This is a genomic window from Siminovitchia fordii DSM 16014 = CIP 108821, from assembly GCF_000374565.1.
In the GTDB taxonomy this organism is placed as follows: domain Bacteria; phylum Bacillota; class Bacilli; order Bacillales; family Bacillaceae_C; genus Siminovitchia; species Siminovitchia fordii.
The window spans coordinates 63,219-87,841 of sequence record NZ_KB894693.1; the positions used below are offsets into that span (position 1 = coordinate 63,219).

Below are 24,623 nucleotides of genomic sequence, written 5' to 3' on the forward strand. Positions count from 1 at the left end.
CCAATATATTTTCCATATCCTTAACTAGTGTAAAGACAACTGTATGTTTTGTCTATCTCTTTTTTATATATTGGGTGATACAAAGTTAAAAAATACAGGCAAAAAGGAATTACCCATTGATATGGATAGGAAAGGAAGCTTATTCAGCGATATTGATGAACAATTCTTCTATATCAGGTACTTCTTTTATATATTCGGTATCGGCCAGCCACTGAACCACCTCTTCCCATAAATCTTCCGATTGGCTTCCGAACATCTCACCTTCCGCTTCCATACGCGGCAGCAGCTCAGCCAAACTTTCCTTTTCCACTTCCTCGTTTAAAGGGAAGTTTTCTTCGTCTTGGTTTTTAAGCAAAATATCAAGAGCCTGATCTGGTTTTTCCCTCATGAATTCATAGCCCTTTGTTGCTGCACGCCAGAAAGAGCGAATTTCATCTTGCTTAGTCTCCCACGTGTCGTCATTGGTGACAAAGAGCAACTCATAATAACTAGGAACTCCATAATCTACTGGATTAAAATGATTCGTTTCAATTCCTTCAGCAGCAAGGACCGGCACCTCGTGGTTGATAAAGGCTCCGCTCACTGCATCTACACGCTTCGTTGCAATTGCAGCGTTAAGTTCAAAGCCGATATCGGTCATTTTCACCTTGCCCATATCCCCGCCATCTGATTCCACAATCGTCTGGACAAGCGGTTCATTCACCGGTATTCCCGGCCAGCCCACCGTTTTGCCTTCAAGATCTTTTGGCCGTTTAATCCCGCTGTCTTTCAGGAATATAATATGGTTCAACGGGTTTCTTACAATGGCTGCAACTGACTTTACAGGAACACCTTCAGCTCTTGCAGCAATAACATCCGGCTGATAGCTAATGCCTAAATCTATGTCACCAGTCGCTGCCATATTGATCGGGTCAGTTGTATTTGCCGGAAAACGGATATTGACTTTCAAGCCTTCTTCTTCAAAATAACCTTTTTCCACAGCAGTATATAAATAACTATGTACAGCATTTGGATACCAGTCGAGCATAATATCAAACTCTTGAAGCTCTTGATTCGATTCATTTGCTACGACTTCCTCCTTGTTTTCTCCACAAGCTGCGAGAAACAAAGATAAAAGTATGACTGTGGTCACTATCAGCTTTTTCTTCAATTTACATTTCTCCATTTCATCATTATTTTTTCCAGAATTCGTACAAGTAAAAATAGAGCAATACCTAATAATGACAGAAGGACAATAGGTGCAAAAACACCGGCTCCGTCAAACTGCGTCATCATTCTCCGGCTGAAATATCCAAGACCCGAATCGGCCCCAAGCCACTCTCCAATCGCCGCGCCAATCACACTTAAAGTGACGGCCACTTTTAATCCCGAAAAAAAGTGCGGCAATGCGGACGGCAACTCAACCTTTAGAAAAATTTGCCGTTTAGATGCCCCCATTGTCTGCAGCATTTCCTTTAAGTGAGGATCAGCAGATCTCAGTCCGTCAAACGTATTGACGGTAACCGGAAAAAATGTGATCAATACAGTAACAACCACTTTACTCCAGATGGAATATCCGAACCATAGGACAAATATCGGTGCAAGCGCAATTACCGGTATCGTTTGCGAAGCAATGACAAGCGGAAAGAATGCCTTCCTTACAATCCCACTTTCATGCATCCATATAGAAAGGCCGGCTCCGAATACGAGCGACAAAAAAAGGCCCATTAAAATTACGGCTAATGTCGCCGGCAAGTGGTTAATAAATAATATATCTCTCAATTCCCATAATCTCACCAATATATCTACAGGTGATGGCAAAATAAATGGTTTCCCATACAAACGGGCTCCTGTTTCCCATACAATCAATAAAAAAAACACCAATCCAATCGACAATCCATATCTTCTTAAAAAGTTCATATTGTCACCATTTTCTTCAAATCCATCAGAAGCTTCTCTTTTAACATGGTAAATGCAGGATTTTTCAAATCCGAAACAGTCCGAGGACGGCCAAGTGGGACCGTAATTTCACCCAGTCGTTCAACAGGGGTTTCGCTGAAAATAAGGATACGGTCCGACAGAAACAGCGCTTCTTCTACATCATGTGTAATAAAAAGGATCGTTTTTTCCATTTCTGTCCACTGTTCAAGCAGCCATTCCTGCATAACCATTTTCGTAACCGCATCCAATGCGCTGAACGGTTCATCCAGCAGCAACAATTCCGATCCGCTTAAAAGTGCCCTTAAAAAAGACACCCGCTGGCGCATGCCTCCTGAAAGCTCATGTGGGAAATTTTCTTCAAAGCCTTTTAATCCAAACCTTTCCAGTTGTTCCATTACGTCTTTTTGGGCTTCCTTCCCATATAGCCCTTTTAGTTTCAGCGGCAATGCTGCATTATCCAATACAGTGAGCCACGGAAGCAATCCATCTTTTTGGGCCATGTAGCCAATATGTCCAAGCCGGTTCTTCATTGCCTCCCCATTCATGAAAATTTTGCCTTCATCCTGCGTTTCCAGGCCCGAAATGAGGCGGAACAATGTACTCTTTCCAGATCCGCTCGGACCAATCACACTGACAAATTCACCGGCCTTGATCGTAAAGCTCAATTGTTTTAATATCTGTGCATTTTTTCCGTCACTTCTTTTGTATGAAAAAGTGACGTCTTCAAATACAAGACTGTCAGCCATCTTTCATCTCCTTTCCAGACGAGATACCAGGTTTGCCCTTAGTCTTCAATAAAAAAGAGCCACTTCTTCATAGAAGTGGCTCTACATCATAGACATACGTATGCAATTTCATTCAATTGCAAACAACCACTTCCCTGCGCTGGCATTATCCAGATCAGGTTCGAGGGTTGAGGATCCATCCTCTCTCAGCTTTTGGCACCCCTAGTGTTTCTCGAATCGTATTTAATTTTGCTTACTTCTTACTTATAACCTATTAAACAATTAAAATCAAATTTATTATATTTATTCAATTGATTGGATAATTCTTTTATTTATAGATAATTTACGGGATTATTCTGACTTTTAATGGTAAGATGGATGGTGATAAACCATTTTAGGAGGGGTTTTAATGAGGTTAACTATCTATCTCGCCGGAGAGATTCACAGCAGCTGGCGAGAGGAAATTAAGGAGAAAGCCCAAACACTTCAGCTTCCGGTCGATTTTGTAGGCCCGATGGAGAATCACGCCCGCTCGGACGCCATCGGGGAAGAGATTTTAGGAGAACAGCCTGATGCTGTTTTCAGAGATGAAGCCGCTTCCAGTTTTAACAATCTTAGGACCCAAGTTTTAATGCAAAAAGCTGACTTGGTCATCGCATTGTTTGGCGAAAAATACAGACAATGGAATACAGCAATGGATGCCAGCACAGCCCTTACTCTTGGAAAACCGCTTATTTTGATTCGCCCCAAGGAACTTCACCACCCGTTGAAAGAACTCTCAAACAAAGCGAATGCCACAGTAGAAACGGTCAACCAGGCAATGAAGGCATTGGCGTACATTTTCGAATAATAAAATACATAAGGGGCAGCTCCTTAATTGGAACTGCCCTTAAGCTTTTCGTACTGTCCGATCAAAAGTTTCGTAATATGGCTGAACATGGCCGCTCGGTCAACTAGACCATGTGTAAAAACTCCAATCGCGCCTTCCTTGTGACGGATCCCCTGCATTTTACTGTAAGCATCCATGACAGGCCCAAGCTCTTCTCCGGCCCTCAGACGCTCTGCTATGTCACCCGGCAGTTTTATTCTCGCTCCGCCGGCAAATAAAGTTTCCTTTCCACTTTCAGCCAAAGCCCCCCAGTTGCATAGGAAAAGCCCGAAAGGTGTTTCTGTCACCCCCCCTTCAAGACCAATTGCAATATCTGCCTCTTCCATTTGGTGTAAGCAGAACTCCGCTCTATTGGCAGCACCTTTCATTGTTTCTTCATCGGAAAATGGTTGCGGGCTAACTCCCGATGATGACTCCAGCGAAAGGACGGAAACTTCCATATTTAATTCCCTGAATGTATTTTCAACAGCCTTTATTTTCGCTTTATTTTTTGATCCGATAGCGATGATCATATCTAAAACTCCTTGTCTGTCTATTGGTTTCGAATCGAATCAACCGTTGCCTTGTCAGTCGCTTTTACTAGATTTACAAGCAACTCTTTTGCGGCGGCATAATCATCAACATGCACAATGGACGCATGTGTATGGATATACCGGGAGCAAATTCCGATCACTGCACTCGGTACTCCTTCATTGGAAATATGTACTCGGCCGGCATCGGTTCCTCCCATTGAAACAAAATATTGATAGGGGATGTCATGGGATTCTGCAGTATCGAGCACAAATTCTCTCATCCCTTTTAGCGTAACCATGGAACGGTCTAAAATTCTTAAAAGGACGCCTTTTCCAAGATGGCCGAACTCCTTTTGATCCCCTGACATGTCATTTGCAGGACTGGCATCCAGCGCATAAAAGATATCAGGTTGAATCATATTGGCAGCGGAAGCAGCACCTCTTAATCCCACTTCCTCCTGCACAGTCGCTCCTGAATAAAGTATATTTGGAAGCTTTTCATGCTGCAGTTCCTTCATCAATTCAATTGCGAGGCCGCAGCCGTAACGATTATCCCATGCTTTGGCCATAATCTTTTTTGGATTGGCAAGCGGGGTGAATGGACAGATCGGGATAATCTGCTGCCCGGGCTTGATTCCAATTTTCTTGGCATCTTCCCTGTCATCAGCCCCTATATCAATCATCATGTTTTTTATTTCCATCGGTTTCTTCCGTTGCTCAGGACTAAGAAGATGGGGAGGAATTGAAGCAATTACCCCTATGATCGGACCATTCTCTGTGATGACCTGCACCCGCTGGGAGAGAAGTACCTGATTCCACCATCCGCCCAAAGTTTGAAACCGAAGCATACCGTTTTCCGTAATCTGTGTTACCATAAAACCTACTTCATCCATATGACCAGCCACCATTACTTTCGGACCTTGTCCGTGCTTAACGCCAAAAATGCTTCCTAAACGATCCTGTACAATTTCATCGGAATATTTTTCCAGTTCACCTTTCATAAATCTGCGTACTTGGTGTTCAAAACCTGGTGCACCAGGAAGTTCTGTCAGAGTTTGAAACAAAACCATCGTATTTTTATCCAATGAAACTACCCCTTTTCCTATATTGCTTTCATTTTATTTGGCTTTCATATATTTTACCAATATTTTATCTTTCATAATTTATTATCATTTATTATTCGAACTGCCTCTTAAATTACGGTATACTAAAAGGGATGATTTGACTTAGGAGGTGCTCGTTGTGAATTGGAAAAACTTTTTACTAGGCGCAGGTGCCGGTGTCATTGCTGGCTATTATGCGAGCGAAGCTTTAAAGAAAAATTCTTTGGCATCTGGTGAAAAAGTACTTCAAACCGTTAAAGAAGCATTCAAGGATTCCGGCAGCATTGAAGGCTCGTGGATTAAATTCAGGCCTGAAGATTATGAAAAATACGCTGTTAAAACACAAGTGTACAGAGGTGGCATTACTACAAAGGAAGACGGAGAAACTAAACAATATGAATTCCTTGCTGATGCCAATACCGGTACTGTCATTGATGTGTACCCTGTAACGTACGCTTAATTTTTCTGTTTGAAAAAGTAAAACAAGCATCCAAACGGTGCTACATAGAACAAAAGCACAAGTGCCTATTCATCGATGTACAGACTGAGCTGTTTTCGAAATCGGACTCAAGGTTTGACAAGTCTCGTCGACACTAGTACGTCCTTTTATCTGAGCTGGACGTAGCATTATTAGGATAATAAAATTATTTACAATCCGGCGTTTTAATGTTTCTTAAACCACAAAAAACAGGTGAAAACTGCATTTCACCTGCTTTTTTGCTGCTCTCGTTTAACAGCATCAATGATATTTCCTTCTCCGTCCCATTTTAATGCTCGATATACTTTATCATGATAAAAAATAAACCAGCTCCCCGCCTCAATCTCTGCAGGAATCCACTTTTGTTTCGCACGGATCGAATCCATCGGATAATCATCATAGGCCAACACCCATAAAACGTTCGAATGAGCATGTGTCGGCATAATATCTGCCATGTGGACAGCCTTTTCCCCGTTACTTTCAATTGTTATTAGGCTATGGCCTGCACTGTGTCCCCCGGTATGGAACATTTTTATCCCATCTTCGACAATCAGTTCCTTTGTAAACGTTTCCACTTGATCGGCTATTGGTTCCCAATTTTCCTTCCAATATGTATTTCTTGATCGAATATTCGGCTCCCGCATTTCATCCCATTCTATTTGCGATGTGTAAATAACCGCATTTGGGAATACTGATGAATATTCATCACCATCCCTTTTGGTTAGTCCACTGGCATGGTCAAAATGCATATGGGTCATACAAACAACATCGATATCCTCAGGAGAAAGCCCAAGTTCAGCGAGAGATTTTTCTATTTTTGACTCTTCCGTAACACCAAAATTGCGGATCTGTTTCTCTGATAATTTCCCGCTGCCCAGCCCAGATTCTATTAAAATATTTTTTCCATTTTTTTGTAAAAAGATGGGATCTGACCGCAACTCAACAAGGTTCCTGTCATCTACGGGATATTTCTTGGACCAAAGTGCCTTGGGTACAACACCGAACATGGCGCCTCCGTCCAGATTGGTCACTCCCCCATTCAACCAAGTCAACGTCAAACTTCCAATCTGCATTTTCTCCAAGATTCTCATCTCCCCGGCTTTTCGAATCATTGTATCATACATTTTTGATTATGGAGGATAGAAAAATGATATTTCCATACAATAAAATACTACTTGGCGAAAGGGTGATTCCATTTGTCTCTGTCTTATCAAAATCAGATTGATCTTTTAAAAGATATAATGGTAAACCATTTGGAGGATTCCCAGGGCTCCGTTTCAGAGTGCCGTCAAATCGAAAGACTTGTCAAATCACTGCTTACCAATCAGAATATACATCATAAATTAGCACCCGTGTTGGAGGAAATATACTTATACTGCCAAACAGGCTCTCAAACCGCTGATTTGGAAAGCCATATTGACAGCCATCAAAGACATTTATCTCAATGGATCGGACATATTGATCAATATACTTAAAAGATTGTTTCCAGGTAATCAAGCCAGAAATCCATTTCCTGATACCGTTGTTGGCTCTTATGCCATCCGATTGCAAGCATTGTCTGGGCAATGACATACCATTTCATACGAAGCTGAAGATGGTCCGTATATTCCAGTCCATACAGGTCAAGCCAATGAGGCCATTCATCCCTTGGAATATACCAGTATAAAAGAGGTCCAATATCCATGGCAGGATCGGCGATCGTAGCACCGTCCCAGTCAATCAGAAAAATTTCATCGTTGTCCGAAAGAAGCCAATTATTATGATTGACATCTCCATGACAGACAGTAAACGTCTCACAACAGACATTGGTCAGTTCAGCTTGCAGAACCTTAAGCGATTGAACGACTGCCTGATAAGACATCAATTCCTCATCCAGCGCCGAAATCACTTCCTCCAGCATCATCTCCGGTTTGTAAGGTGTTTTTCCGAGACGGCCAAGCATGGATAAAAGCGGGATGGACTCATGTATTTTCTTTAAAAGCTTCGCCACGCCATCCTGGGTCATTTCTTCCGGCTTAAATTCTCGTCCGTTCAGACATTCCTGAGCGGTAATCACATCACCATTTTCCATCCTCTTTGTCCATATCAGTTTAGGTACAATCCCTTCTGCTGATAATACGGCCAAAAAAGGTGAGGAATTGCGTTTCAAAAAAAGCTTTTCATTATTTTTAGACGCAAAAAAAGCCTTTCCTGTCGCTCCGCCGGCAGGAATGATTTCCCAGTCATTCTCTAATAAGTGTTTCACCGTCATTCACCTTCAATTAAAATACCGGAGGCGACACTCCGTTCATCTCATCAGAAAGAAAAAAGACAGCTATTGGATATATGAAAATACAACAATAGCCATCCTTCCTTAAAGTTTAACGCGAACCGACTTTTTTCGTCAAGACCCAATCAATGGGTTCCATTATTTTCACATAGTTTTTTATAATCAAACTGCTGATGCTGAGTAGATTTGTCAATGCTGTGTAATGGAGGTACCTCCGGTGGAGCGCCTCGCTTTTGTTATTACGCATCTGTCGAGCAATGCCTTTGCAGCGCGGAATTGCATCATTTTCATTGGCGAAGTGTGATTCCTTAATTCAGTTAACCAAGTTTCATAGTCTTGCTTATCAATAAATAGAACGTCATCAGGAGGATTTTGATAGGTGATATATCCTTTTTCCGCAATAACCACTTTTTCAATCGGCAATTCAGATTCGACTTCCTGAAGGATTACCCTGGAAACCTTATCCATACGCCTGACAGATATGACCGGATTCAGTACACTCTCTTCCCTGTCTTTGTTTTTTTTCTGCCAAAAATGGGCGTTCGAACCGACATAAAGCGCATCTTCCTCATCATTTAAGAAAGACATACACATTAATTTGGATGGAGTGAGCATTAAAGTTTCCAGTTGAACTTTCGCTCTATTTAACTGAAAAACAGGATTGTACATCAATAAAAATGTATCAGGGAAACGCTGTACAAGACTGCGCAGCCGGGAATCGGAATACAATGAAGAATGTGGATTTGATTTTTCCACAATGGTTGAACTCGCCCATTTGATTTGAGAGAAAAAGAGTTGGTCAAGGAAAGAGCGCTTCAGTTCCTCCACTTTGGTTTGATCAAGGCGCGGGGTGCCCTGTTTTTTGGTTTCCTCTTCAAGTATTGATCTCCATCTTCTTATTTTCAGCCGGACAAATAAAGAAGTATACCTGGATAAATCAGATTCGTATCGCGATATATAATCGTTTAATTTTATAAGCTGAGCCATTTAACTTCATGCTTCCTCTCTTCTATAAAAACATGTTCAAAAGTTCCTATTTAGGAGCAAGTCGGTCGAGGCGGTGCCATTTCGAGCAGCTCACTTCCACAGAGTGCAACGACTTCCGTGCCGGCCACCAGAAACGTGGGCGTCGTTAACGGGGCCTTTCTATCAGATTGATGTACAGAACAGAAACCGCTTATTTTCAGTGACCCTTTGAACATCCTACATAAGTTTAAAAGACTCGACTTTTTCATATTTCGGTGTTCTGTCAAGATGGGTCCGATACAGCACTGCTTCCTCCATTGCAAAAGAAGGGCCCGGCAGCAAGGAAGCCAAACTTTTTTCAGCCGCCGGCATTTGGAATATCCCTTGTCCCATCCATCTTCTTGCAATGGTAATATGAGGTTTAAAGGGCCTTGTCTCAAGATCAAAGCCCGCTTTAATGCATGATGAGAAGACTTTATCCCTCACCCCTGATAAGGAAGAGTTTTCAGTAGTATTGACCCAGAATATTCTTGGCTGATCTGGCCTCCCAAACGTCCCCGCCTTATTCAACCCCACCTGAAAAGATGGAAAATCTTTCAATTCTTCCTTTACATTAAAAACACTTTCAGCAAGCCGGTGTCTATCGGCATTTCCTAGAAAAGCCAGCGTAATATGGTAATCTGAAGGATGTACCCAGCTTTTAAATGGGAATTCCGTTTTCAACTGTTCACTGATTTTTGATAAATGAACTTTTACTTCATCAGGCAATGCCAAAGCAAAGAAATAGTGGGTTGAATGCATGGGGGTATGCTCCTTTTTTTAAATTTCCACCTTTGTTTCCTGATTGATTTTCGCTTCAAAAAGGGACTGCAATTTGCGTGTGATTTCTCCGGGCACTCCATTGCCAACTGCTCTTCCGTCCAACTTGATGACTGGCATGACCTCAGATGTCGTGCTGGTAATAAACACTTCGTCAGCATGGAGTAAGTCATGTACTTCGAATTCTTTTTCTACGAACGGAATGCTATTATCCTTGCATAATGTTGCAAGCACCTGCCTCGTTATTCCGTTAAGAATTAGATTATCTGCAGGATGGGTCATCACTTCGTTATTTTTTACAATGTAAGCGTTCGAGGAAGACCCTTCGGTCACGATACCGTTGCGATGAAGGATTGCCTCGAAACAACCCGAATCAGCTGCCTCCTGTTTCGCGAGTACATTCGGAAGCAGGTTCAAGCTTTTAATATCACAGCGGAGCCACCGAATATCCTCTGCCGTAATGGCTTCCACCCCGTTTTCAAGTTGGCTTTGAGGTCTTGGCACTTCATTCGTATATGCTGTAAAAACGGCCTTTGTGTTGCTTGCAGGCAGGGGAAACTTATGGTTCCTCGGAGCTGCTCCCCTCGTCACTTGCATATAAACAGAGCCAAAATTCACTCCGTTTTCTTTCAAAAGACTCTCAACAAGATCCTGAATTTGTTCAGGGCTCATGGAAATATCCAATTTGATTTTTTTGGCGCTTTGAAAAAGCCGGTCAATATGCTCTTTCATTGTAAAAAGCTTTCCGCCATACACACGGATGACCTCATATACTCCGTCACCAAATTGGTAGCCGCGGTCTTCAAGATCGATAAGTACATCGGACCGTTCAAGCAATTGATCACCAAGAATGATTTTTCCCATTGTTCTTCCCCCTTTTTTTATTCACATGCTAGTTCATAAAACGCCTGTGCATACAAAGCGGTCGCCTTCAACAGATCTTTGATTTCCACATACTCATCTTTCTGATGTGCAACATCTGGCCTTCCTGGAAACAAAGCTCCAAAAGCAACCCCTTTGTTTAATGACCGTGCATACGTTCCACCGCTGATAGAGAGCAATTCTGCCTTTTCTTTGGTCTGCTCTTCATAAACTTTTGTGAGCTTTTGAATTAAAATATCATCTGATGGGACATAATGCGGCTTCAGATTTGAGACATTGGTCACTTCAAAGTTGGAACCTTCTGCCTTTCTCATGATTTCCTCCATACCTTCTTCCAGCGAGAATGAAGCCGGATACCTCATATTCAAACCGAAGCGTCCACCATCCTCATCATTGAAGGTCATTTTGCCTACATTAATCGTCAAGTCTCCCATTGCTTCATCATTATGCTGCACACCAAGAGTCCTGCCGCGTGAATCTCCGAAAAAGAAGTGGACTGCGGCATTTACAAAATCCATCCCCTTCCTATCAAGCTTAATTGTGGAAAGGAAGCTTGCCAAAAGCAAGCCTGCGTTTTTTCCATTATCCGGCTCCATTCCATGGGCAGAAATGCCTTCCAATTCCAATACTACATAACCGCTTTCCACATAATACCTTCCATTAACATCCTGGCTATATTGAAAGTCATTAAATAACTGCAAAAGTTCAGTATGATCACATTGTATATCGAGAACTGCCCTTGCATGGTCCGGGACCATGTTGTAACGCCTGCCTGAAAAAAATGAAATGAGAGTAATCTTTGCTCCATGTTCCTTCGGTGAATTCCTTTTTTGTTTCAAATCAAAATCTACAATGCCTTTTTCGGCATTGATGATCGGAAAATCCGCATCTGGTGCAAATCCCATTTCCGGCATTTCCTCGTGTTCAAAATAGTGATTGACACAGCGCCATTTGCTTTCTTCATCCGTACCGATAATAAGCCGGATTCGTTTATTAATGGGCACACCTAGCTCGTTGACAATTTTCATTCCGTAATATGCCGCCAACGTCGGGCCTTTATCATCAATGGCACCACGGGCAAAGATTTTTCCATCCTTTACTTCTCCGCCATACGGATCCACAGACCAGCCATCTCCTTCTGGAACAACATCTACATGGCACAATGCTGCAATAAGCCCGTCGCCCGATCCCATTTCAAGATGACCGGCAAGATTTCCTACGTTTTTCGAAGTAAACCCGTCTCTTTCGCCAAGCTCGAGCATGTAGTCCAGAGCTTTTTTCACTTCAATGCCCAAAGGGGCATCTTTGGTACTTGTGGATTCATTCAAAACGCTTTTTATCCGGAGCAGCCCCTGCAAATCTCGGATCAGATTAATTTTTCTCTTTTCCACTTCTTCCGTCCAGTCAATAATTGCCATGCACATAACTCCTTTGATCTATTGTCGCTTCTCTCATTGTACAACTTTTTGTACAGTCAGAAAAAGGGAAAGAGACTGCGAAACATATGGAGAATCCATACATTAAATGCACACATGATGAGAAAAGGTATGGAAAGTACCGTTGTAACAAGGTTCTTACCTTTTACATACCCTTCTTCCCCAGTATATTTTTTTGTAAACGGATGGCTTCCAATCAATTTATGCCAAACGCTGCCGATCCAAATGTTCAGGAAAAAAAAGCCGGTTGCTGCAATCGTGATCTTTAACCAAGTCGGTGGTACAAAGACAATGGCTGCTGCAGTGACGCCGAACACCTGCAAATATCCCCGAATGTATACTGTATCGCGAGTTGCCACTTTAATGAATATCTCCAAAAACCCGTTTCTTTGGGTTCTTTTTTTAAATATCCGATTCGACTTTGAATAAAGCCTTGGACTTTTGCGGAGCGGTCTAGGCTTCGGCAGTTTTTCAATATCCATGGATAGTCCGAATATCATTTCCGTATACTTGTTTTTGTCTTTTTCATCGATTGAAAGGTCCTGCTCAAAGGTATGTATAGATGTGAAACGCTTTTTCATAAGCAGCATAGATACGATCCCATTAAATACAACGATCAAAAAAACTGAGAGCAGGCTACCAGACTGAAAAGCTTCATAGCTTATCCACCATATGGCTGCTGCACCAACTACAACAGGGATGCTTCTGACAAGACTTCTCCATCCCCTTAAATGTACATTTAGCTGCCCATTTACAGCCATGATGCCCCACCTTAGAGAAACCCATATTCCGAAAAATAACATGAGCTGTTTAAAATTTAGCCCATAGTGGTTCATCCATATGGGAGAAATAAACAATCCAAGCAAAGCTGCCGAAAGAGCTTCGCTCAAATATGAAACGATAATACCACCTTGTTTCATTCCAATCATTAACTTTTCATTTTTTCTTAAAAAAATAATGTCTGCCTCTCTGACATATGTTTTAAAATATCCTCCCCATAACAAAAAGAAAAAGACTGCAAATAATAGCGGGAATGGTACGGATTCAATCCACGCAGGAGGATCCGTCCACCAAGACTTGTAAACCATTATGGTGATAATGGCCGCTGGAATGACAAGGTAGACAAGAACAGTCCAATCGATGACCGTCTTAATGATTTTATATTTATAATTCCAATTTTCCTTGATTCTATGAAAAAGAAGACGGATACTACTCATTGCCATCATCCGCCACTGTAATGCAGGAATAAAGACTCCCGTCTTCAGCACCACACTTGGTAAGTACTTCTGTCAATTTGCCGCATGCCTTGACAGTCCCCTGTTCAATCACAACAAAAGAATCGCAGACCCGCTGGGCTGTATCCAGAATATGAGTACACATTAGTATCCCAGTCCCTTTCTCTTTTTCTTCTTCAAGCATGTCAAGAAGCAGTTTAGTTGAGCCGGGATCGAGACCCATAAATGGTTCATCGATAATCAGAAGGTCAGGATTTGTAAACATGGCAAGCGCTATCATCCCTTTTTGCTGCATCCCTTTTGAAAAAGTGGCAGGAAACTCATGAACCCTTTCAGCCAAACGAAATTTTTTCAGCAATGATTTTGCATAAGTTAAATGTTCTTCACCTAATTGTTCAACCGCAGCAACAAACTCAAAATGCTCCCAAAGGGTCAGTTCATCATAAAAGATGGGTCTTTCAGGAATATAGGAATAAGTGGTCCCCTCCTTTTTGATTACATTGCCTTCTACAAACGGCAACTCTTGGAGAATCGCTTTGATCGTCGTACTTTTACCTGCCCCATTTGCCCCAATCATCCCTGTTAGGCAAGAACGCTCCAACTTAAAAGCAACTTGAGAAATAACAGCATCTTGCGGTTTATATCCAGCTTGTTCAATATCCACTGTTAATAATGCCAAAACAGCTTCATCCCTTTCCTATTCACTAAATTATTCTACGATTTAACGGTCTTTAAGTTTCAAATATGGTATGAAAGGGAATAATGTTATTGCATTTTTTCATTTTCTACATGTTTCAACCTATTTCTTCCAAGTTAGATATTATGCTTTCAAAAAACTTACTAATAAGTTAAAATAGAAGTGTCTGACATTTCAGTCTCGAAATGCAGAAAAATTAAGGGATTGAAAAGGAGTTGTCCTTTGGAATTACTTAATCAACAGCCTAATAATGTAAAGGCATAAAGCTGTCCGCACCTTCTGCCAAGGAATTTTAAGATGAGGGAGTGGTTTCTTGAAGCCGTCAACGAACAGAATGCTTACCAGAATCAAAGATGTATACCTATACATTAAAGAGAATGGTACAGTTTCAACAAGGGAACTGGCAGATGCATTCGGAAGTACACCTCGCACCATTCAAAGGGATTTGAATGTGTTAGAATACAATGACCTGATTAGCAGCCCGCGTCGCGGGAAGTGGACAACAACAGAGAAAAAAGTCAAAATAACTTCTTGATAGATAGAAAAGCGGAGGGCGACGCTTAGCGACGTACAGACTGGACGACTCCTGACGAGATAAAGGAAACACGGCGAAGCCATAGGCAAGACGATGTTGACTTATCGTAGGAAGGAGGAGGAAGTCTGCCAGTCGCTGGAGCCTGGAGCCGGACATTAGAAAAGCGGAAGCGCCTGTCCATCGACGTACAGACTGGAGTGGCTCCGACGAGATAAAGGAAACACGCGAGGCGTAGTCGAGCGATGTTGACTTATCGTAGGAGGAGTCCGCGAAGTCTGCTAGTCGATAGGCGCTGGAGCTGGACATTAGAAAAGCGGAAGCGCCTGTCCATCGACGTACAGACTGGAGTGGCTCCGACGAGATAAAGGAAAAGCGGAGAGTGCCTGTTTATCGGCGACAAGCATAAGACAAACGCTAAAGAAGGCGTAGTTTGCCTTCAATAGCGTTTGGCTTATGACCTCGAGCCGATGGCACTCGTAGCTAGACAACACGCGAAGCCATAGGCAAGACGATGTTGACTTATCGTAGGAGGAGTCCGCGAAATCTGCTAGTCGATAGGCGCTGGAGCTGGACAGTAGAAAAGCGGTGGGCGCCTCGATCAGCCCCGACAAGCATAAGACAATTTCCGAGGAGGCCGTTCTTCTGCCACCACAGGGAATTGGTTTATGACCTCGAGGGGCTTGGCGCCGTAGCTGGACATAGAAAAGCGGTGGGCGACCGACAAGCAGTTCAGTCCGCCTTTTAACCTCACATCAAAAAGCCTCCTGTTCCCAAGAACGGAGGCTCTTTTATTTCGAGCGTACTATTTTTGCTTATCAAGATACTTTGTGAGTTTGGTGAACTCCTTATCCGTCAATTCCCTGTATTCTCCAAGATCTAAATTTTTGTCCAGTGCAAGCGGTCCCATTGATAGCCGTTTTAGATATATGACTTTTTTACCTACCGCTTCAAACATCCGCTTCACTTGATGGAATTTTCCCTCCGTAATTGTCAACTCAATGTCCGAATACGTGCCGGACTTGATGATCTCAAGCTCTCCGGATTTTGTCCGATAACCATCGTCCAAAATTACCCCATTTTTAAATGCTTCCACATCCTCTTCTGTTACAGGAGAGTCAATGACAGCAAAATAAGTTTTCGGGACATCCTTTTTAGGAGACAACAACTGATGAGCCAATTGACCGTCATTTGTCAAAAGCAGAAGCCCCTCCGTATCTTTGTCCAGACGACCAACCGGAAAAGGCTTGAGTAACATGTTTTGATCTCTTAGCAAATCGATGACTGTCTCATTACGCATGTCCTCCGTTGCAGAAATGACACCCGGCGGTTTGTTCATCATGATATAAATAAATTTCCTGTAGTCCACTTCTTCACCCATAACCTCTACAGCATCTACATCAGGGTTTACATGACATTTGCCTTCTTTCACTGTTACACCGTTCACAGAGACCTTCCCGCTCTTTAAAATTTTCTTTACATCCTTTCGGCTCCCGTAACCCATATTGGCCAGTAACTTATCGATTCTCATTTACTCACCCCCTTGGAATTTTTATTATAAAAAATACAAAATAGGCGTCTGTCTATACGTTTTTGTCTTATTTACATAGGCTATTGATGCAAGAATGAAAAGATTGGAGTGAAGAAGATGTATACGGACTTCCGTCAGCAACCTCCGATGGGAATGCAGCAAATGCCAATGGGCACACTGCAGCAACCAATGGAGTTTCAGCCACAGTTTGGTGAACAGCAAGGTGCGGCACCTCAACAATTTTTCCCCGGGATTCCTGGTTTTCCAGGCACCGGTACAGAAAGAAGACTAAATCAGCTTGAACGGCAAGTGGAAAGGCTCAACAGACAGGTTGAAAGATTAGACCGGCGTGTTTCTAGAATTGAAAGGCAGTTGGGCTATAGTCGGCCGGATTATTACGACCTCCCCAATCACTCCGAATTTTATGGATAAATATTAGCAGAGCGCAAGCACAACAAGGCGATTCCCAAGGCTGGAGTGTTTCAGCCACAATAGGGAATCGCCTTGTGCCTCAAGGAAAGCTGAAGGCTCTTCCTTCTAACCTTTAAGAGATTCGCAGCTTCTGTTTGATCCTTTGAAGCCTGGCACCAAACAGCCTGTCAGCCAGTCCCGATTTTAATCCAAGAAAAGCGTATATGAAACCTCCAACTCCGGCACAAACAATAATGATAATGATTGATTGGAAGGTGGATTCCGGCGTCATGAACAATAATAAGCTTTTATAAATAACATATACAGGAATTGCCATCATTACATTGAAAATAACAATCAGCAACGACCTTCTATAGACAAGCTTGAAAGGATAATAAGCGAATTGTTTAATAACAATCAAGTTGATTAAGATCGCAACTCCGTATCCTAATGCTGTTGCATAAACAGCCCCTTCCGTGGCAAAAAGCTTGATCAGAGGAATATTAAAGGTCAATTTTACAAGCAATCCGGTTAACAGGCTCAAAATTGTAAATCGTTGCTCATTGATCCCCTGCAGTATTGCTGCTGTTACGGAATATAAAGCAAATAGGATAGCTACCGGAGCATAAATGCGGAGAACTTGTGCTCCAAATTCATCGAATTCATAAAACATGGTGTACATCGGATCAGCCAAAAGTGCAAGTCCAATGGCCGCCGGCATTGTAATGAACAACAACATCTGGAACGTCTGATCCAACTGCCGGAACATCAGCTTTTTATCATTTTTAACATAAGATTCCGTTACGAGAGGAACTATCGTAAGAGCAAAAGCTGTTGCCAGTGATACCGGAATAATGACGAGCTTGTGGGTTGTCATATTCAATATCCCCAGTGCGTCCAGCGCTCCTGCAGCCTTCCCAGCCTCTGCCATTGCTCTCGTAAAAGTAATTTGATCAATGAACTGAAAAAGCGGATTGGCAATGCCGACCATGACGAAAGGAAAAGCATACACAATAATCTCCTTATACATGTCAGGCAGTGACACTTTCATTGTTCCTTTATCATGTGCAAGAAGCTCGTCAAGTCCCGGCTTCCGTTTATACCAATACCATAGTAAAACAAGCAGACTTGCCAGACCGCCGATAAAAGCTGCAAAAGTCGCGACGCTGATGGCAGTGACAATATCCCCCTTAATAACATACAGGACAATAAAAGCACCAGCTAAGAGAAAGATGATCCTAAACAGCTGCTCCAAAACAGTTGAAACGGCAGACGGCCCCATTGACTGATGACCTTGGAAAAAACCTCTGATGAGGCTCATAACCGGAATGATCAATAAAGCAAAACTGACCGCCCTGATTACCTTGGTGACATCAGCCGCAGTGTAGCTATGTTCTGTATCTACACCTTTTAATACTAATTCAGCCAGCCACGGAGCTAGTCCATACATGGCCAAAAAAGATACGATGCCCGTGGCAATCATGACGTAAATGCCGGACCTAAACAGCTTTCTACCCACTGCATACTCTTCAAGCGTATTATACTTGGCAATGTATTTGGAAACAGCTAAAGGGATGCCTGCTGTTGCAATACTGATAAAAATCGTATATGGAACATATCCGAACTGATACAAAGCAGCCTGTTCTGCGCCGCCGATGATCCTATAAAAAGGAATGACATAAAGAAGTCCTAGAACTTTGGATAAGATGGTGCCCAGCGTTAATATAAAGGTTCCTCGAATTAATTTAGATGACATTCAATCTCTGACTCTCCGTTAATTATTTTTAAAAAGAAATATCTTATTCCGTCTATATTTGGAAAAAAAACGATAAAACTCTCCTGTACTAGTTTACAGTTATCGACTGCTTTTGACAATGAGACATCCTTTGATATTTGCTTTTCGTCTATGGGCATCTTAAAATAAAATGATTGATATGGAAAATTAAGGTGTTGAATAAAATGTTTTTTGATGTTATTGTCATCGGCGGCGGACCCTCTGGATTGATGGCCGCTATCGCTGCAGCAGAAAAAAAAGTGAATGTGTTGCTTATCGATAAAGGAGATAAGCTGGGAAGGAAACTTGCAATTTCCGGTGGCGGCAGATGCAATGTGACCAACCGCCTTCCTATAGATGAGATAATCCGCCACATTCCAGGCAACGGACGTTTTTTATACGGGGCTTTTTCCGTTTTCAATAATGAGGATATCATCCGTTTCTTTGAAAACCTTGGAATCGAATTGAAAGAGGAAGACCATGGCCGGATGTTTCCCATTTCAAATCGTGCTCAGTCTGTAGTCGATGCTCTTTTGAACTACATGGGTGAGATGGACGTTAACATTCGGACAAACAGCCCGGTGCAGGAGGTGCTCTTTGACCAAGGTAGAACCGTTGGAGTTTTGCTTAAAAACGGCGAAACAATACGGAGCCGCGCAGTCGTCGTTGCGGTCGGTGGAAAATCAGTTCCGCAAACCGGCTCCACAGGTGATGGTTATCCTTGGGCACAAAAAGCGGGCCATACGATCACAGAACTGTTTCCGACCGAAGTTCCGCTCGCTTCTGCCGAATCTTTTATAAAAAATAAAACACTCCAGGGGCTCTCATTAAGGGATGTTGCCCTTAGCGTGCTAAATCCAAAAGGGAAAACGATTATTACCCATCAGATGGACATGATCTTTACCCATGTAGGCATTTCGGGACCCGCTGTTTTGCGATGCAGCCAATTTGTTGTGAAAGCAATGAAAAAATGGGGGCTGGAAGAGGTTATAATGAATCTTGATGCCCTCCCGGAAATAAACCAGGAGGAGCTTTTTCAGAAATTAAAAAAGACGATGAAGGACGAGCCAAAAAAAGCAATCAAAAACTCCCTGAAAGGACTGCTTCCTGAACGTTATTTGCTGTTCCTGCTTGAACAAAGTAACATTGACCCGGCTTCCCCTTGCTCCACTGTTTCCACTGAGAAACTTATGGGTTTTTCCAATATATGTAAACAATTCCGCTTCACCGTCAACGGGACATTGCCGCTGGATAAAGCATTCGTTACAGGCGGGGGCGTTTCTGTTAAAGAAATCGAGCCCAAAACGATGGCATCCAAAAAAATGCCGGGACTTTACTTCTGCGGAGAAGTACTGGATATTTACGGTTACACCGGCGGTTATAACATTACCGCTGCCCTAGTAACGGGACGACTTGCCGGTGGAAACAGCGCCGAATATAGTAAACAAAAATAAGAGGGGCTTCCGTCATTGGAACTCCCTCTTACTTTAAATACATGATCATGGCACTGAAACAGTATATTTGTTCATCTTCCGCTTCCCTCAGAGCTGCTACGTTATATTTAATGTCAACTACTTGTTTATGTTCCAGTTCTCTTAAAAACCGGTTGATTTCCTCCTCCAGATCCTGCTCATGTTCACAGTCGAACAATTTGACCTGCAGCATGGACCCCCACCTCTTTGTTTTTAAAACCAGTATGCCCATGCATTTTATTTTTATACAATTTTAAAATTTCATTGTTTTGGCTTCAATTCTCCTGTCCAAGCAAGCATGCCTCCGGTCATATTCACGACATTCGGAATACCGTTTGCTACAAGATATTCGCAGACTCTATGGCTGCGGCCGCCGGATTTGCATATAAAAATATATTCATTTTCTTTCTCAAAGAAATCCAAGTGTTCCGGAATTTCCCCCATTCGGATATGCACCGCTTCCGGAATCATTCCTTCTTCGACTTCCTCGTCTTCACGTACATCCACCAAGTATAAAGATTCGTCATTCTCCAGTTTTGATTTAACCTCATCAGGTGTTATTGTTCTAATTTCCATCACTATCACCTTTCATTGGAATTGACCATTTACATTATAGCAAAGCTTATCTTTGGACAGTAATAAAGCCGTCAAAAAAATTTTCTTATAACAACTATTGTCCTAAGTTTGAAGCTTTATAAACTACAGCTTTGATCTGTTTTTTATAAGAAAATTGCATGTCTTGTCGGTCCATCAAGCTTAAATACTGTACCTACCAAACAAGCGCACAAACTAAAAAACTCGGCCGCCATAAGAGTCTATGACAACCGAATTTTTCCACTTCCTCTATTCGATTAATTTGCCACGATATTCACCAGTTTGCCCGGAACAGCAATTACTTTTCTGATTGTTTTACCATCGATGGCTGATTTGATCTTTTTATGATTTAAGGCGATTTCTTCCAACTCTTCCTTATCCGCTTTACGGGAAACCATCAGTTTGGCACGAACTTTTCCGTTGACTTGGACAACAATTTCCACTTCTTCCGAAACAAGTTTTGTCTCGTCATAGAGAGGCCAAGCTTCGTAAGCAACACTTCCTTCATGGCCAAGCTTTTCCCAAAGTTCTTCGGCAATATGCGGTGCAATTGGGGCAAGCATTTTTATGAAACCTTCCATATATTCTTTCGGGAGAACTTCAGCTTTATAAGCATCGTTGATAAAGACCATAAGCTGGGAAATTGCCGTATTAAAATGCATCGCTTCGTAGTCTTCCGTTACCTTCTTGACAGTTTGATGATACACTTTTTCAAGTTCGCCGCCGGTGACATCTTTTACTTTGTCACTCAGTTTGCCGTCATCCGTCACGATTAAACGCCAGATACGATCCAAGAATCGGCGTGCCCCGTCCAATCCCGTTGTCGACCAGGCTGCTGAAGCTTCGGGCGGTCCCATAAACATTTCGTAAAGACGAAGCGTATCTGCACCGTGGCTTTCAATGATATCATCCGGATTCACTACATTGCCTTTAGATTTACTCATTTTTTCATTATTTTCACCGAGAATCATTCCTTGGTTGAAAAGCTTTTGGAATGGCTCTTTTGTCGGAACGACACCAAGATCATATAAAAATTTATGCCAGAATCGAGCATATAGCAAATGAAGTACTGCATGTTCAGCACCGCCGATATAAATATCAACTGGCAGCCATTCTTTCAACAGTTTCTTATCTGCAAGTTCCTTGGAATTATCAGGGTCGATAAACCTTAGAAAGTACCAGCAGCTTCCTGCCCATTGAGGCATTGTGTTTGTTTCACGTCGACCTTTTTTACCTGTTTCTGGGTCCTCCACATGAAGCCAATCTGTAATATTGGCAAGCGGCGATTCACCGGTACCGGATGGTTTCACTTCATCCGTAACAGGTAAAAGAACTGGCAGCTGATCTTCTGGGACAGCTGTCATTGTTCCGTCTTCCCAATGGATGATCGGAATAGGCTCTCCCCAATAACGCTGGCGGCTGAACAGCCAGTCACGCAATCGGTAAGTAACCTTTTTCGTACCGCACCCTTCTTTTTCAAGCCAGTCGATCATCGCTGAAATAGCTTCTTCTTTGTCCATTCCATTCAAGAATCCAGAGTTTACATGAGGACCGTCACCAACATACGCCTCTTCTGCAATGTTTCCGCCAGACACTACTTCCTTTATGTCTAGACCGAATTTTTTTGCAAATTCATAGTCCCTTTCATCATGGGCAGGAACGGCCATAATGGCACCCGTTCCATAACTCATTAACACGTAGTCGGCAATCCAGATCGGAATTTTTTCCCCATTAACCGGATTGACGGCATACGCCCCTGTAAAGACACCAGTTTTTTCTTTCGCAAGATCCGTTCTTTCAAGATCGCTTTTCGATTTGATTTGATCTATATATGCATTCACATCCGCTTTTTTCTCTGGGGTCGTGATTTTTGCAACGAATGGATGCTCAGGAGCAAGAACGGCATAAGTTGCTCCAAAAAGTGTATCCGGCCGTGTTGTAAAGACAGTAAAAGTTTCCGGATGTCCGTCTATAGCGAAAGTGACTTCCGCACCTTCAGAACGGCCGATCCAGTTTCTTTGCATATCTTTGATGCTTTCAGGCCAATCGAGATCTTCCAAATCTTCGAGCAGACGATCTGCATATTTTGTAATTCTTAAGATCCACTGTTTCATAGGGCGTCGTTCAACAGGATGTCCGCCACGCTCACTTTTTCCATCGATGACTTCTTCATTGGCGAGAACTGTACCCAAAGCAGGGCACCAGTTTACCGGAACTTCATCTACATAAGCAAGCCCGTGTTCAAACAGTTTTATAAAGATCCATTGGGTCCATTTATAATATTCAGGATCTGTTGTATTGATTTCACGGTCCCAATCATATGAAAAGCCAAGGGATTTGATTTGCCGGCGGAAAGTATCAATATTATGCTGAGTAAATTCTGCAGGGTCATTTCCCGTATCAATTGCATACTGCTCCGCAGGAAGTCCAAACGCATCCCAGCCCATCGGGTGAAGCACATTGTATCCCTGCATTCGTTTCATTCTCGCAAGTATATCGGATGCTGTATATCCTTTTGGATGTCCTACATGAAGCCCCGATCCAGAAGGATACGGGAACATATCAAGCGCATAAAACTTTTCTTTCGCGTCATCCGTTACAGTTTTGAATGTTTTATTTTCTTCCCAATATTGTTGCCATTTTTCTTCCAATTCCTTATGACTATATCCCATGAAGATGCCTCCTGACTATTTCAAATAAAAAACCTCCCATCCCCGAGAAAACTCCTGGGACGAGAGGTCTGTTTTCTCCCGCGGTACCACCCAATTTAGTGCATAGGCCACTCACTTCTTTACTCTTTAACGCAGAAAACGGCAAGCATTACAAGAATGATCCATGTTCTGGATTCCTTCCTTCACACCTGCAGAAATGAAAGGGGAGTTCATGATGGTCCTGGCCGACTTCCACCAACCGCCGGCTCTCTATAAACAGGATGGCACCATTACTGGTCCTTTTTAACCGTTTTATATATTAAGTCCTTTATTCCCCATTGTAGACAATTTTAGACATGTTTTCAAGCCTATATTCAAGCGGAATCCCTGAACCTCAGCGGTGAGCGCACCACAAAAAATAAAGAGACAGGCTTACCCTGTCTCTTGTTAATGCCACGTACTGTATAGCGGGCGGTCGTGATTCAGAAGAATCATCTTATTTTGAAGTTGCTGTATCTTCAAACGTACCCGGTGAAGTTGCTCCCGCTGTTGGGGATTGGCACTTTCAGTCATTTTAAGGAGCTGTTGGAGGATGACTTCTAATTCATGCATCGCTTCGCTGAATTCCACATCATGATAATGCTCCTGCCGGCTTCCTTCCTCGTACTGTTCCTCTGCAAAAAGTATTGCCGATTCACAGCGATTTATAAAATTGTCAATGGATTGCCGAGTAGTCATGTAATCCTCCCCTTTTCCAATGGCTTGGCTTATGGCCTGCCATTCATAGTTTGTACTCAACTAATGACAGTTATGATACAATTTTTTGTATGTTTATGAGGAGGTTTTTTGGGATGAATATTGAGGGTATTCTTTCATATGCCCGCTCCCTGATGCAAAGAGTGATCAGCCCTGGCAGTTTGGCAATCGATGGGACGGTCGGCAACGGACATGACACCTTGTTTCTTGCTGAGCTCGTCGGAGAAAAAGGACATGTTTTTGGTTTTGATATCCAAGATCAAGCCATTTTACAGACAAAGGAGTTATTAGAAAAAAATAGCGTTGCAGAAAGAGTTACACTATTCCAAAGGGGACATGAAAGACTTGAGGAGTCAGTACCTGTTAAATATCATGGAAAAATCAGCGGAGCCATGTTCAACCTCGGATATTTGCCCGGCGGTGACAAATCGATTGTAACGAAGCCTGATACCACGATTGCAGCCATCAATCAATTGCTTGACATGCTGGTCAAAGGGGGCATTCTCGGACTCGTCATTTATCCTGGTCACGAAGAAGGTGCCTATGAACGGGATCTTCTTTTAGAGTACGCAAAAAATCTGGATCAAACAAAGGTGCACGTTTTACAATATGGTTTTATCAACCAAAAAAACAATCCGCCTTTTCTGCTGGCGTTTGAAAAAAAATGATTCCGGTGGTCATAGTGACCGTACACAAAGTGGTTTTAGGGGAAACTTGAGAGGTTCTTAGTGACCATTCTGAGGTATATACCGCGAAAACGGGCATCTTTAGTCGGTCTTTGTGACCAGGAATGCTTAAAAATTGGATTCACGGGAACCTTTATGGACTATTAGTGACCGAAATGGCGTAAATGCCGCGAAAACGGGCATCTTTAGTTGTTCATAGTGACCGGAAATGCTTAAAAATTGGATTCACGGGAACCTTGTGGGGCTATTGGTGACCAAAATAGGTATATACCGCGAAAACGGGCA

At 42.6% G+C, this 24,623-nt stretch carries 26 protein-coding genes, 1 riboswitch and 1 other annotated feature; of the genes, 7 read left to right on the forward strand and 19 right to left on the reverse strand.

Annotation, left to right across the window (positions count from 1 at the left end):
• Window positions 1-139: 139 nt before the first annotated feature.
• From C509_RS0113045 to C509_RS0113055, 3 genes are read right to left on the reverse strand one after another with little or no spacing between them, the layout of a single operon-like run.
• Window positions 140-1,150 (reverse strand): ABC transporter substrate-binding protein, encoded by a 1,011-nt coding sequence (locus C509_RS0113045; protein WP_018707384.1) that lies wholly within the window; start codon window positions 1,148-1,150, stop codon window positions 140-142.
• Window positions 1,147-1,899, reverse strand: coding sequence for an ABC transporter permease (locus C509_RS0113050; RefSeq protein ID WP_018707385.1), 753 nt, complete (start codon window positions 1,897-1,899; stop codon window positions 1,147-1,149). Before C509_RS0113050 ends, C509_RS0113045 begins: the two co-directional genes overlap by 4 nt.
• On the reverse strand, window positions 1,896-2,666 hold the full coding sequence (locus C509_RS0113055; RefSeq protein WP_018707386.1) for an ABC transporter ATP-binding protein: 771 nt from the start codon (window positions 2,664-2,666) through the stop codon (window positions 1,896-1,898). The genes C509_RS0113050 and C509_RS0113055 overlap by 4 nt, the downstream gene beginning before the upstream one ends.
• A gap of 114 nt (window positions 2,667-2,780) precedes the next feature.
• Window positions 2,781-2,879, reverse strand: a riboswitch (TPP riboswitch).
• Between the two features lie 175 nt (window positions 2,880-3,054).
• Here C509_RS0113055 and C509_RS0113060 point away from each other — a divergent pair.
• Window positions 3,055-3,495, forward strand: coding sequence for a YtoQ family protein (locus C509_RS0113060; protein ID WP_018707387.1), 441 nt, complete (start codon window positions 3,055-3,057; stop codon window positions 3,493-3,495).
• Between the two features lie 23 nt (window positions 3,496-3,518).
• On the opposite strand, the gene C509_RS0113065 is transcribed toward C509_RS0113060, so the two are convergent.
• Both C509_RS0113065 and C509_RS0113070 read right to left on the reverse strand, forming a co-directional pair.
• A complete protein-coding gene (locus tag C509_RS0113065) occupies window positions 3,519-4,046 on the reverse strand; it encodes a DUF84 family protein (RefSeq protein WP_018707388.1) in 528 nt (175 codons plus the stop codon).
• Between the two features lie 20 nt (window positions 4,047-4,066).
• Window positions 4,067-5,116: a M42 family metallopeptidase gene (locus tag C509_RS0113070; protein ID WP_425423164.1), complete on the reverse strand. Its 1,050-nt coding sequence runs from the start codon at window positions 5,114-5,116 to the stop codon at window positions 4,067-4,069.
• Between the two features lie 172 nt (window positions 5,117-5,288).
• Here C509_RS0113070 and C509_RS0113075 point away from each other — a divergent pair, with 172 nt between their 5' ends.
• The gene (locus C509_RS0113075) at window positions 5,289-5,609 is read left to right on the forward strand and encodes a PepSY domain-containing protein (protein ID WP_018707390.1); all 321 of its coding nucleotides are present in this window, start codon (window positions 5,289-5,291) and stop codon (window positions 5,607-5,609) included.
• Window positions 5,610-5,854: 245 nt separating this feature from the next.
• Here the strand turns inward: C509_RS0113075 and C509_RS0113080 are convergent, their stop codons facing one another.
• Window positions 5,855-6,709, reverse strand: coding sequence for a YtnP family quorum-quenching lactonase (locus C509_RS0113080; protein WP_018707391.1), 855 nt, complete (start codon window positions 6,707-6,709; stop codon window positions 5,855-5,857).
• Between the two features lie 114 nt (window positions 6,710-6,823).
• On the opposite strand from C509_RS0113080, the gene C509_RS0113085 reads away from it, so the two are divergent.
• Complete coding sequence (locus C509_RS0113085; RefSeq protein ID WP_018707392.1) at window positions 6,824-7,102, forward strand: YtzH-like family protein; 279 nt, start codon at window positions 6,824-6,826, stop codon at window positions 7,100-7,102.
• Here the strand turns inward: C509_RS0113085 and C509_RS0113090 are convergent.
• The 7 genes from C509_RS0113090 to C509_RS0113120 all read right to left on the reverse strand — a co-directional run bounded on the left by C509_RS0113090 (window position 7,099) and on the right by C509_RS0113120 (window position 13,913).
• A complete protein-coding gene (locus tag C509_RS0113090) occupies window positions 7,099-7,872 on the reverse strand; it encodes a phosphotransferase family protein (RefSeq protein ID WP_018707393.1) in 774 nt (257 codons plus the stop codon). The two genes, C509_RS0113085 and C509_RS0113090, sit on opposite strands and share 4 nt — an antisense overlap.
• A 213-nt stretch (window positions 7,873-8,085) precedes the next feature.
• Window positions 8,086-8,883: a hypothetical protein gene (locus C509_RS0113095; RefSeq protein ID WP_018707394.1), complete on the reverse strand. Its 798-nt coding sequence runs from the start codon at window positions 8,881-8,883 to the stop codon at window positions 8,086-8,088.
• Window positions 8,884-9,099: 216 nt separating this feature from the next.
• Entirely contained in the window at window positions 9,100-9,663 is a 564-nt protein-coding gene (gene thpR / locus C509_RS0113100; protein ID WP_018707395.1) for an RNA 2',3'-cyclic phosphodiesterase, read from the reverse strand.
• Window positions 9,664-9,681: 18 nt separating this feature from the next.
• Window positions 9,682-10,545 carry a D-amino-acid transaminase gene (dat, locus tag C509_RS0113105; RefSeq protein ID WP_018707396.1) on the reverse strand — a complete coding sequence of 288 codons (864 nt, stop codon included), beginning with the start codon at window positions 10,543-10,545 and terminating at the stop codon, window positions 9,682-9,684.
• Window positions 10,546-10,562: 17 nt separating this feature from the next.
• Window positions 10,563-11,981, reverse strand: coding sequence for a dipeptidase PepV (pepV, locus tag C509_RS0113110; protein ID WP_018707397.1), 1,419 nt, complete (start codon window positions 11,979-11,981; stop codon window positions 10,563-10,565).
• A 56-nt stretch (window positions 11,982-12,037) separates the two neighbouring features.
• A complete protein-coding gene (locus C509_RS0113115; RefSeq protein WP_018707398.1) occupies window positions 12,038-13,216 on the reverse strand; it encodes an ABC transporter permease in 1,179 nt (392 codons plus the stop codon).
• Window positions 13,209-13,913 carry an ABC transporter ATP-binding protein gene (locus C509_RS0113120; RefSeq protein WP_018707399.1) on the reverse strand — a complete coding sequence of 235 codons (705 nt, stop codon included), beginning with the start codon at window positions 13,911-13,913 and terminating at the stop codon, window positions 13,209-13,211. Before C509_RS0113120 ends, C509_RS0113115 begins: the two co-directional genes overlap by 8 nt.
• A gap of 331 nt (window positions 13,914-14,244) precedes the next feature.
• On the opposite strand from C509_RS0113120, the gene C509_RS0113125 reads away from it, so the two are divergent.
• The gene (locus tag C509_RS0113125; protein WP_018707400.1) at window positions 14,245-14,466 is read left to right on the forward strand and encodes a DeoR family transcriptional regulator; all 222 of its coding nucleotides are present in this window, start codon (window positions 14,245-14,247) and stop codon (window positions 14,464-14,466) included.
• 802 nt (window positions 14,467-15,268) lie between these two features.
• On the opposite strand, the gene C509_RS0113130 is transcribed toward C509_RS0113125, so the two are convergent.
• Complete coding sequence (locus C509_RS0113130) at window positions 15,269-15,994, reverse strand: pseudouridine synthase (protein ID WP_018707401.1); 726 nt, start codon at window positions 15,992-15,994, stop codon at window positions 15,269-15,271.
• A gap of 117 nt (window positions 15,995-16,111) precedes the next feature.
• On the opposite strand from C509_RS0113130, the gene C509_RS27040 reads away from it, so the two are divergent.
• Window positions 16,112-16,426 carry a hypothetical protein gene (locus C509_RS27040; RefSeq protein WP_018707402.1) on the forward strand — a complete coding sequence of 105 codons (315 nt, stop codon included), beginning with the start codon at window positions 16,112-16,114 and terminating at the stop codon, window positions 16,424-16,426.
• A 112-nt stretch (window positions 16,427-16,538) separates the two neighbouring features.
• Here C509_RS27040 and C509_RS0113140 read toward each other — a convergent pair whose 3' ends face one another.
• Window positions 16,539-18,161 (reverse strand): putative polysaccharide biosynthesis protein, encoded by a 1,623-nt coding sequence (locus tag C509_RS0113140; RefSeq protein WP_018707403.1) that lies wholly within the window; start codon window positions 18,159-18,161, stop codon window positions 16,539-16,541.
• Between the two features lie 203 nt (window positions 18,162-18,364).
• On the opposite strand from C509_RS0113140, the gene C509_RS0113145 reads away from it, so the two are divergent.
• The gene (locus C509_RS0113145; protein ID WP_018707404.1) at window positions 18,365-19,633 is read left to right on the forward strand and encodes a BaiN/RdsA family NAD(P)/FAD-dependent oxidoreductase; all 1,269 of its coding nucleotides are present in this window, start codon (window positions 18,365-18,367) and stop codon (window positions 19,631-19,633) included.
• 28 nt (window positions 19,634-19,661) lie between these two features.
• Here C509_RS0113145 and C509_RS0113150 read toward each other — a convergent pair whose 3' ends face one another.
• The 4 genes from C509_RS0113150 to C509_RS0113165 all read right to left on the reverse strand — a co-directional run bounded on the left by C509_RS0113150 (window position 19,662) and on the right by C509_RS0113165 (window position 23,634).
• A complete protein-coding gene (locus C509_RS0113150; RefSeq protein ID WP_018707405.1) occupies window positions 19,662-19,844 on the reverse strand; it encodes a sporulation protein Cse60 in 183 nt (60 codons plus the stop codon).
• A gap of 68 nt (window positions 19,845-19,912) precedes the next feature.
• Window positions 19,913-20,230: a rhodanese-like domain-containing protein gene (locus C509_RS0113155; RefSeq protein WP_026319844.1), complete on the reverse strand. Its 318-nt coding sequence runs from the start codon at window positions 20,228-20,230 to the stop codon at window positions 19,913-19,915.
• Between the two features lie 272 nt (window positions 20,231-20,502).
• Window positions 20,503-22,917, reverse strand: coding sequence for a leucine--tRNA ligase (leuS, locus tag C509_RS0113160; protein WP_018707407.1), 2,415 nt, complete (start codon window positions 22,915-22,917; stop codon window positions 20,503-20,505).
• 52 nt (window positions 22,918-22,969) lie between these two features.
• Window positions 22,970-23,212, reverse strand: a binding site (T-box leader).
• Between the two features lie 131 nt (window positions 23,213-23,343).
• Window positions 23,344-23,634, reverse strand: a complete 291-nt coding sequence (locus tag C509_RS0113165) for a YtzC family protein (RefSeq protein ID WP_018707408.1) — start codon at window positions 23,632-23,634, stop codon at window positions 23,344-23,346.
• Between the two features lie 113 nt (window positions 23,635-23,747).
• Between C509_RS0113165 and mnmM the strand changes: the two genes are divergently transcribed.
• Window positions 23,748-24,320, forward strand: a complete 573-nt coding sequence (gene mnmM / locus C509_RS0113170; protein WP_018707409.1) for a tRNA 5-(aminomethyl)-2-thiouridylate-methyltransferase MnmM — start codon at window positions 23,748-23,750, stop codon at window positions 24,318-24,320.
• The last annotated feature ends 303 nt before the right edge of the window (window positions 24,321-24,623 follow it).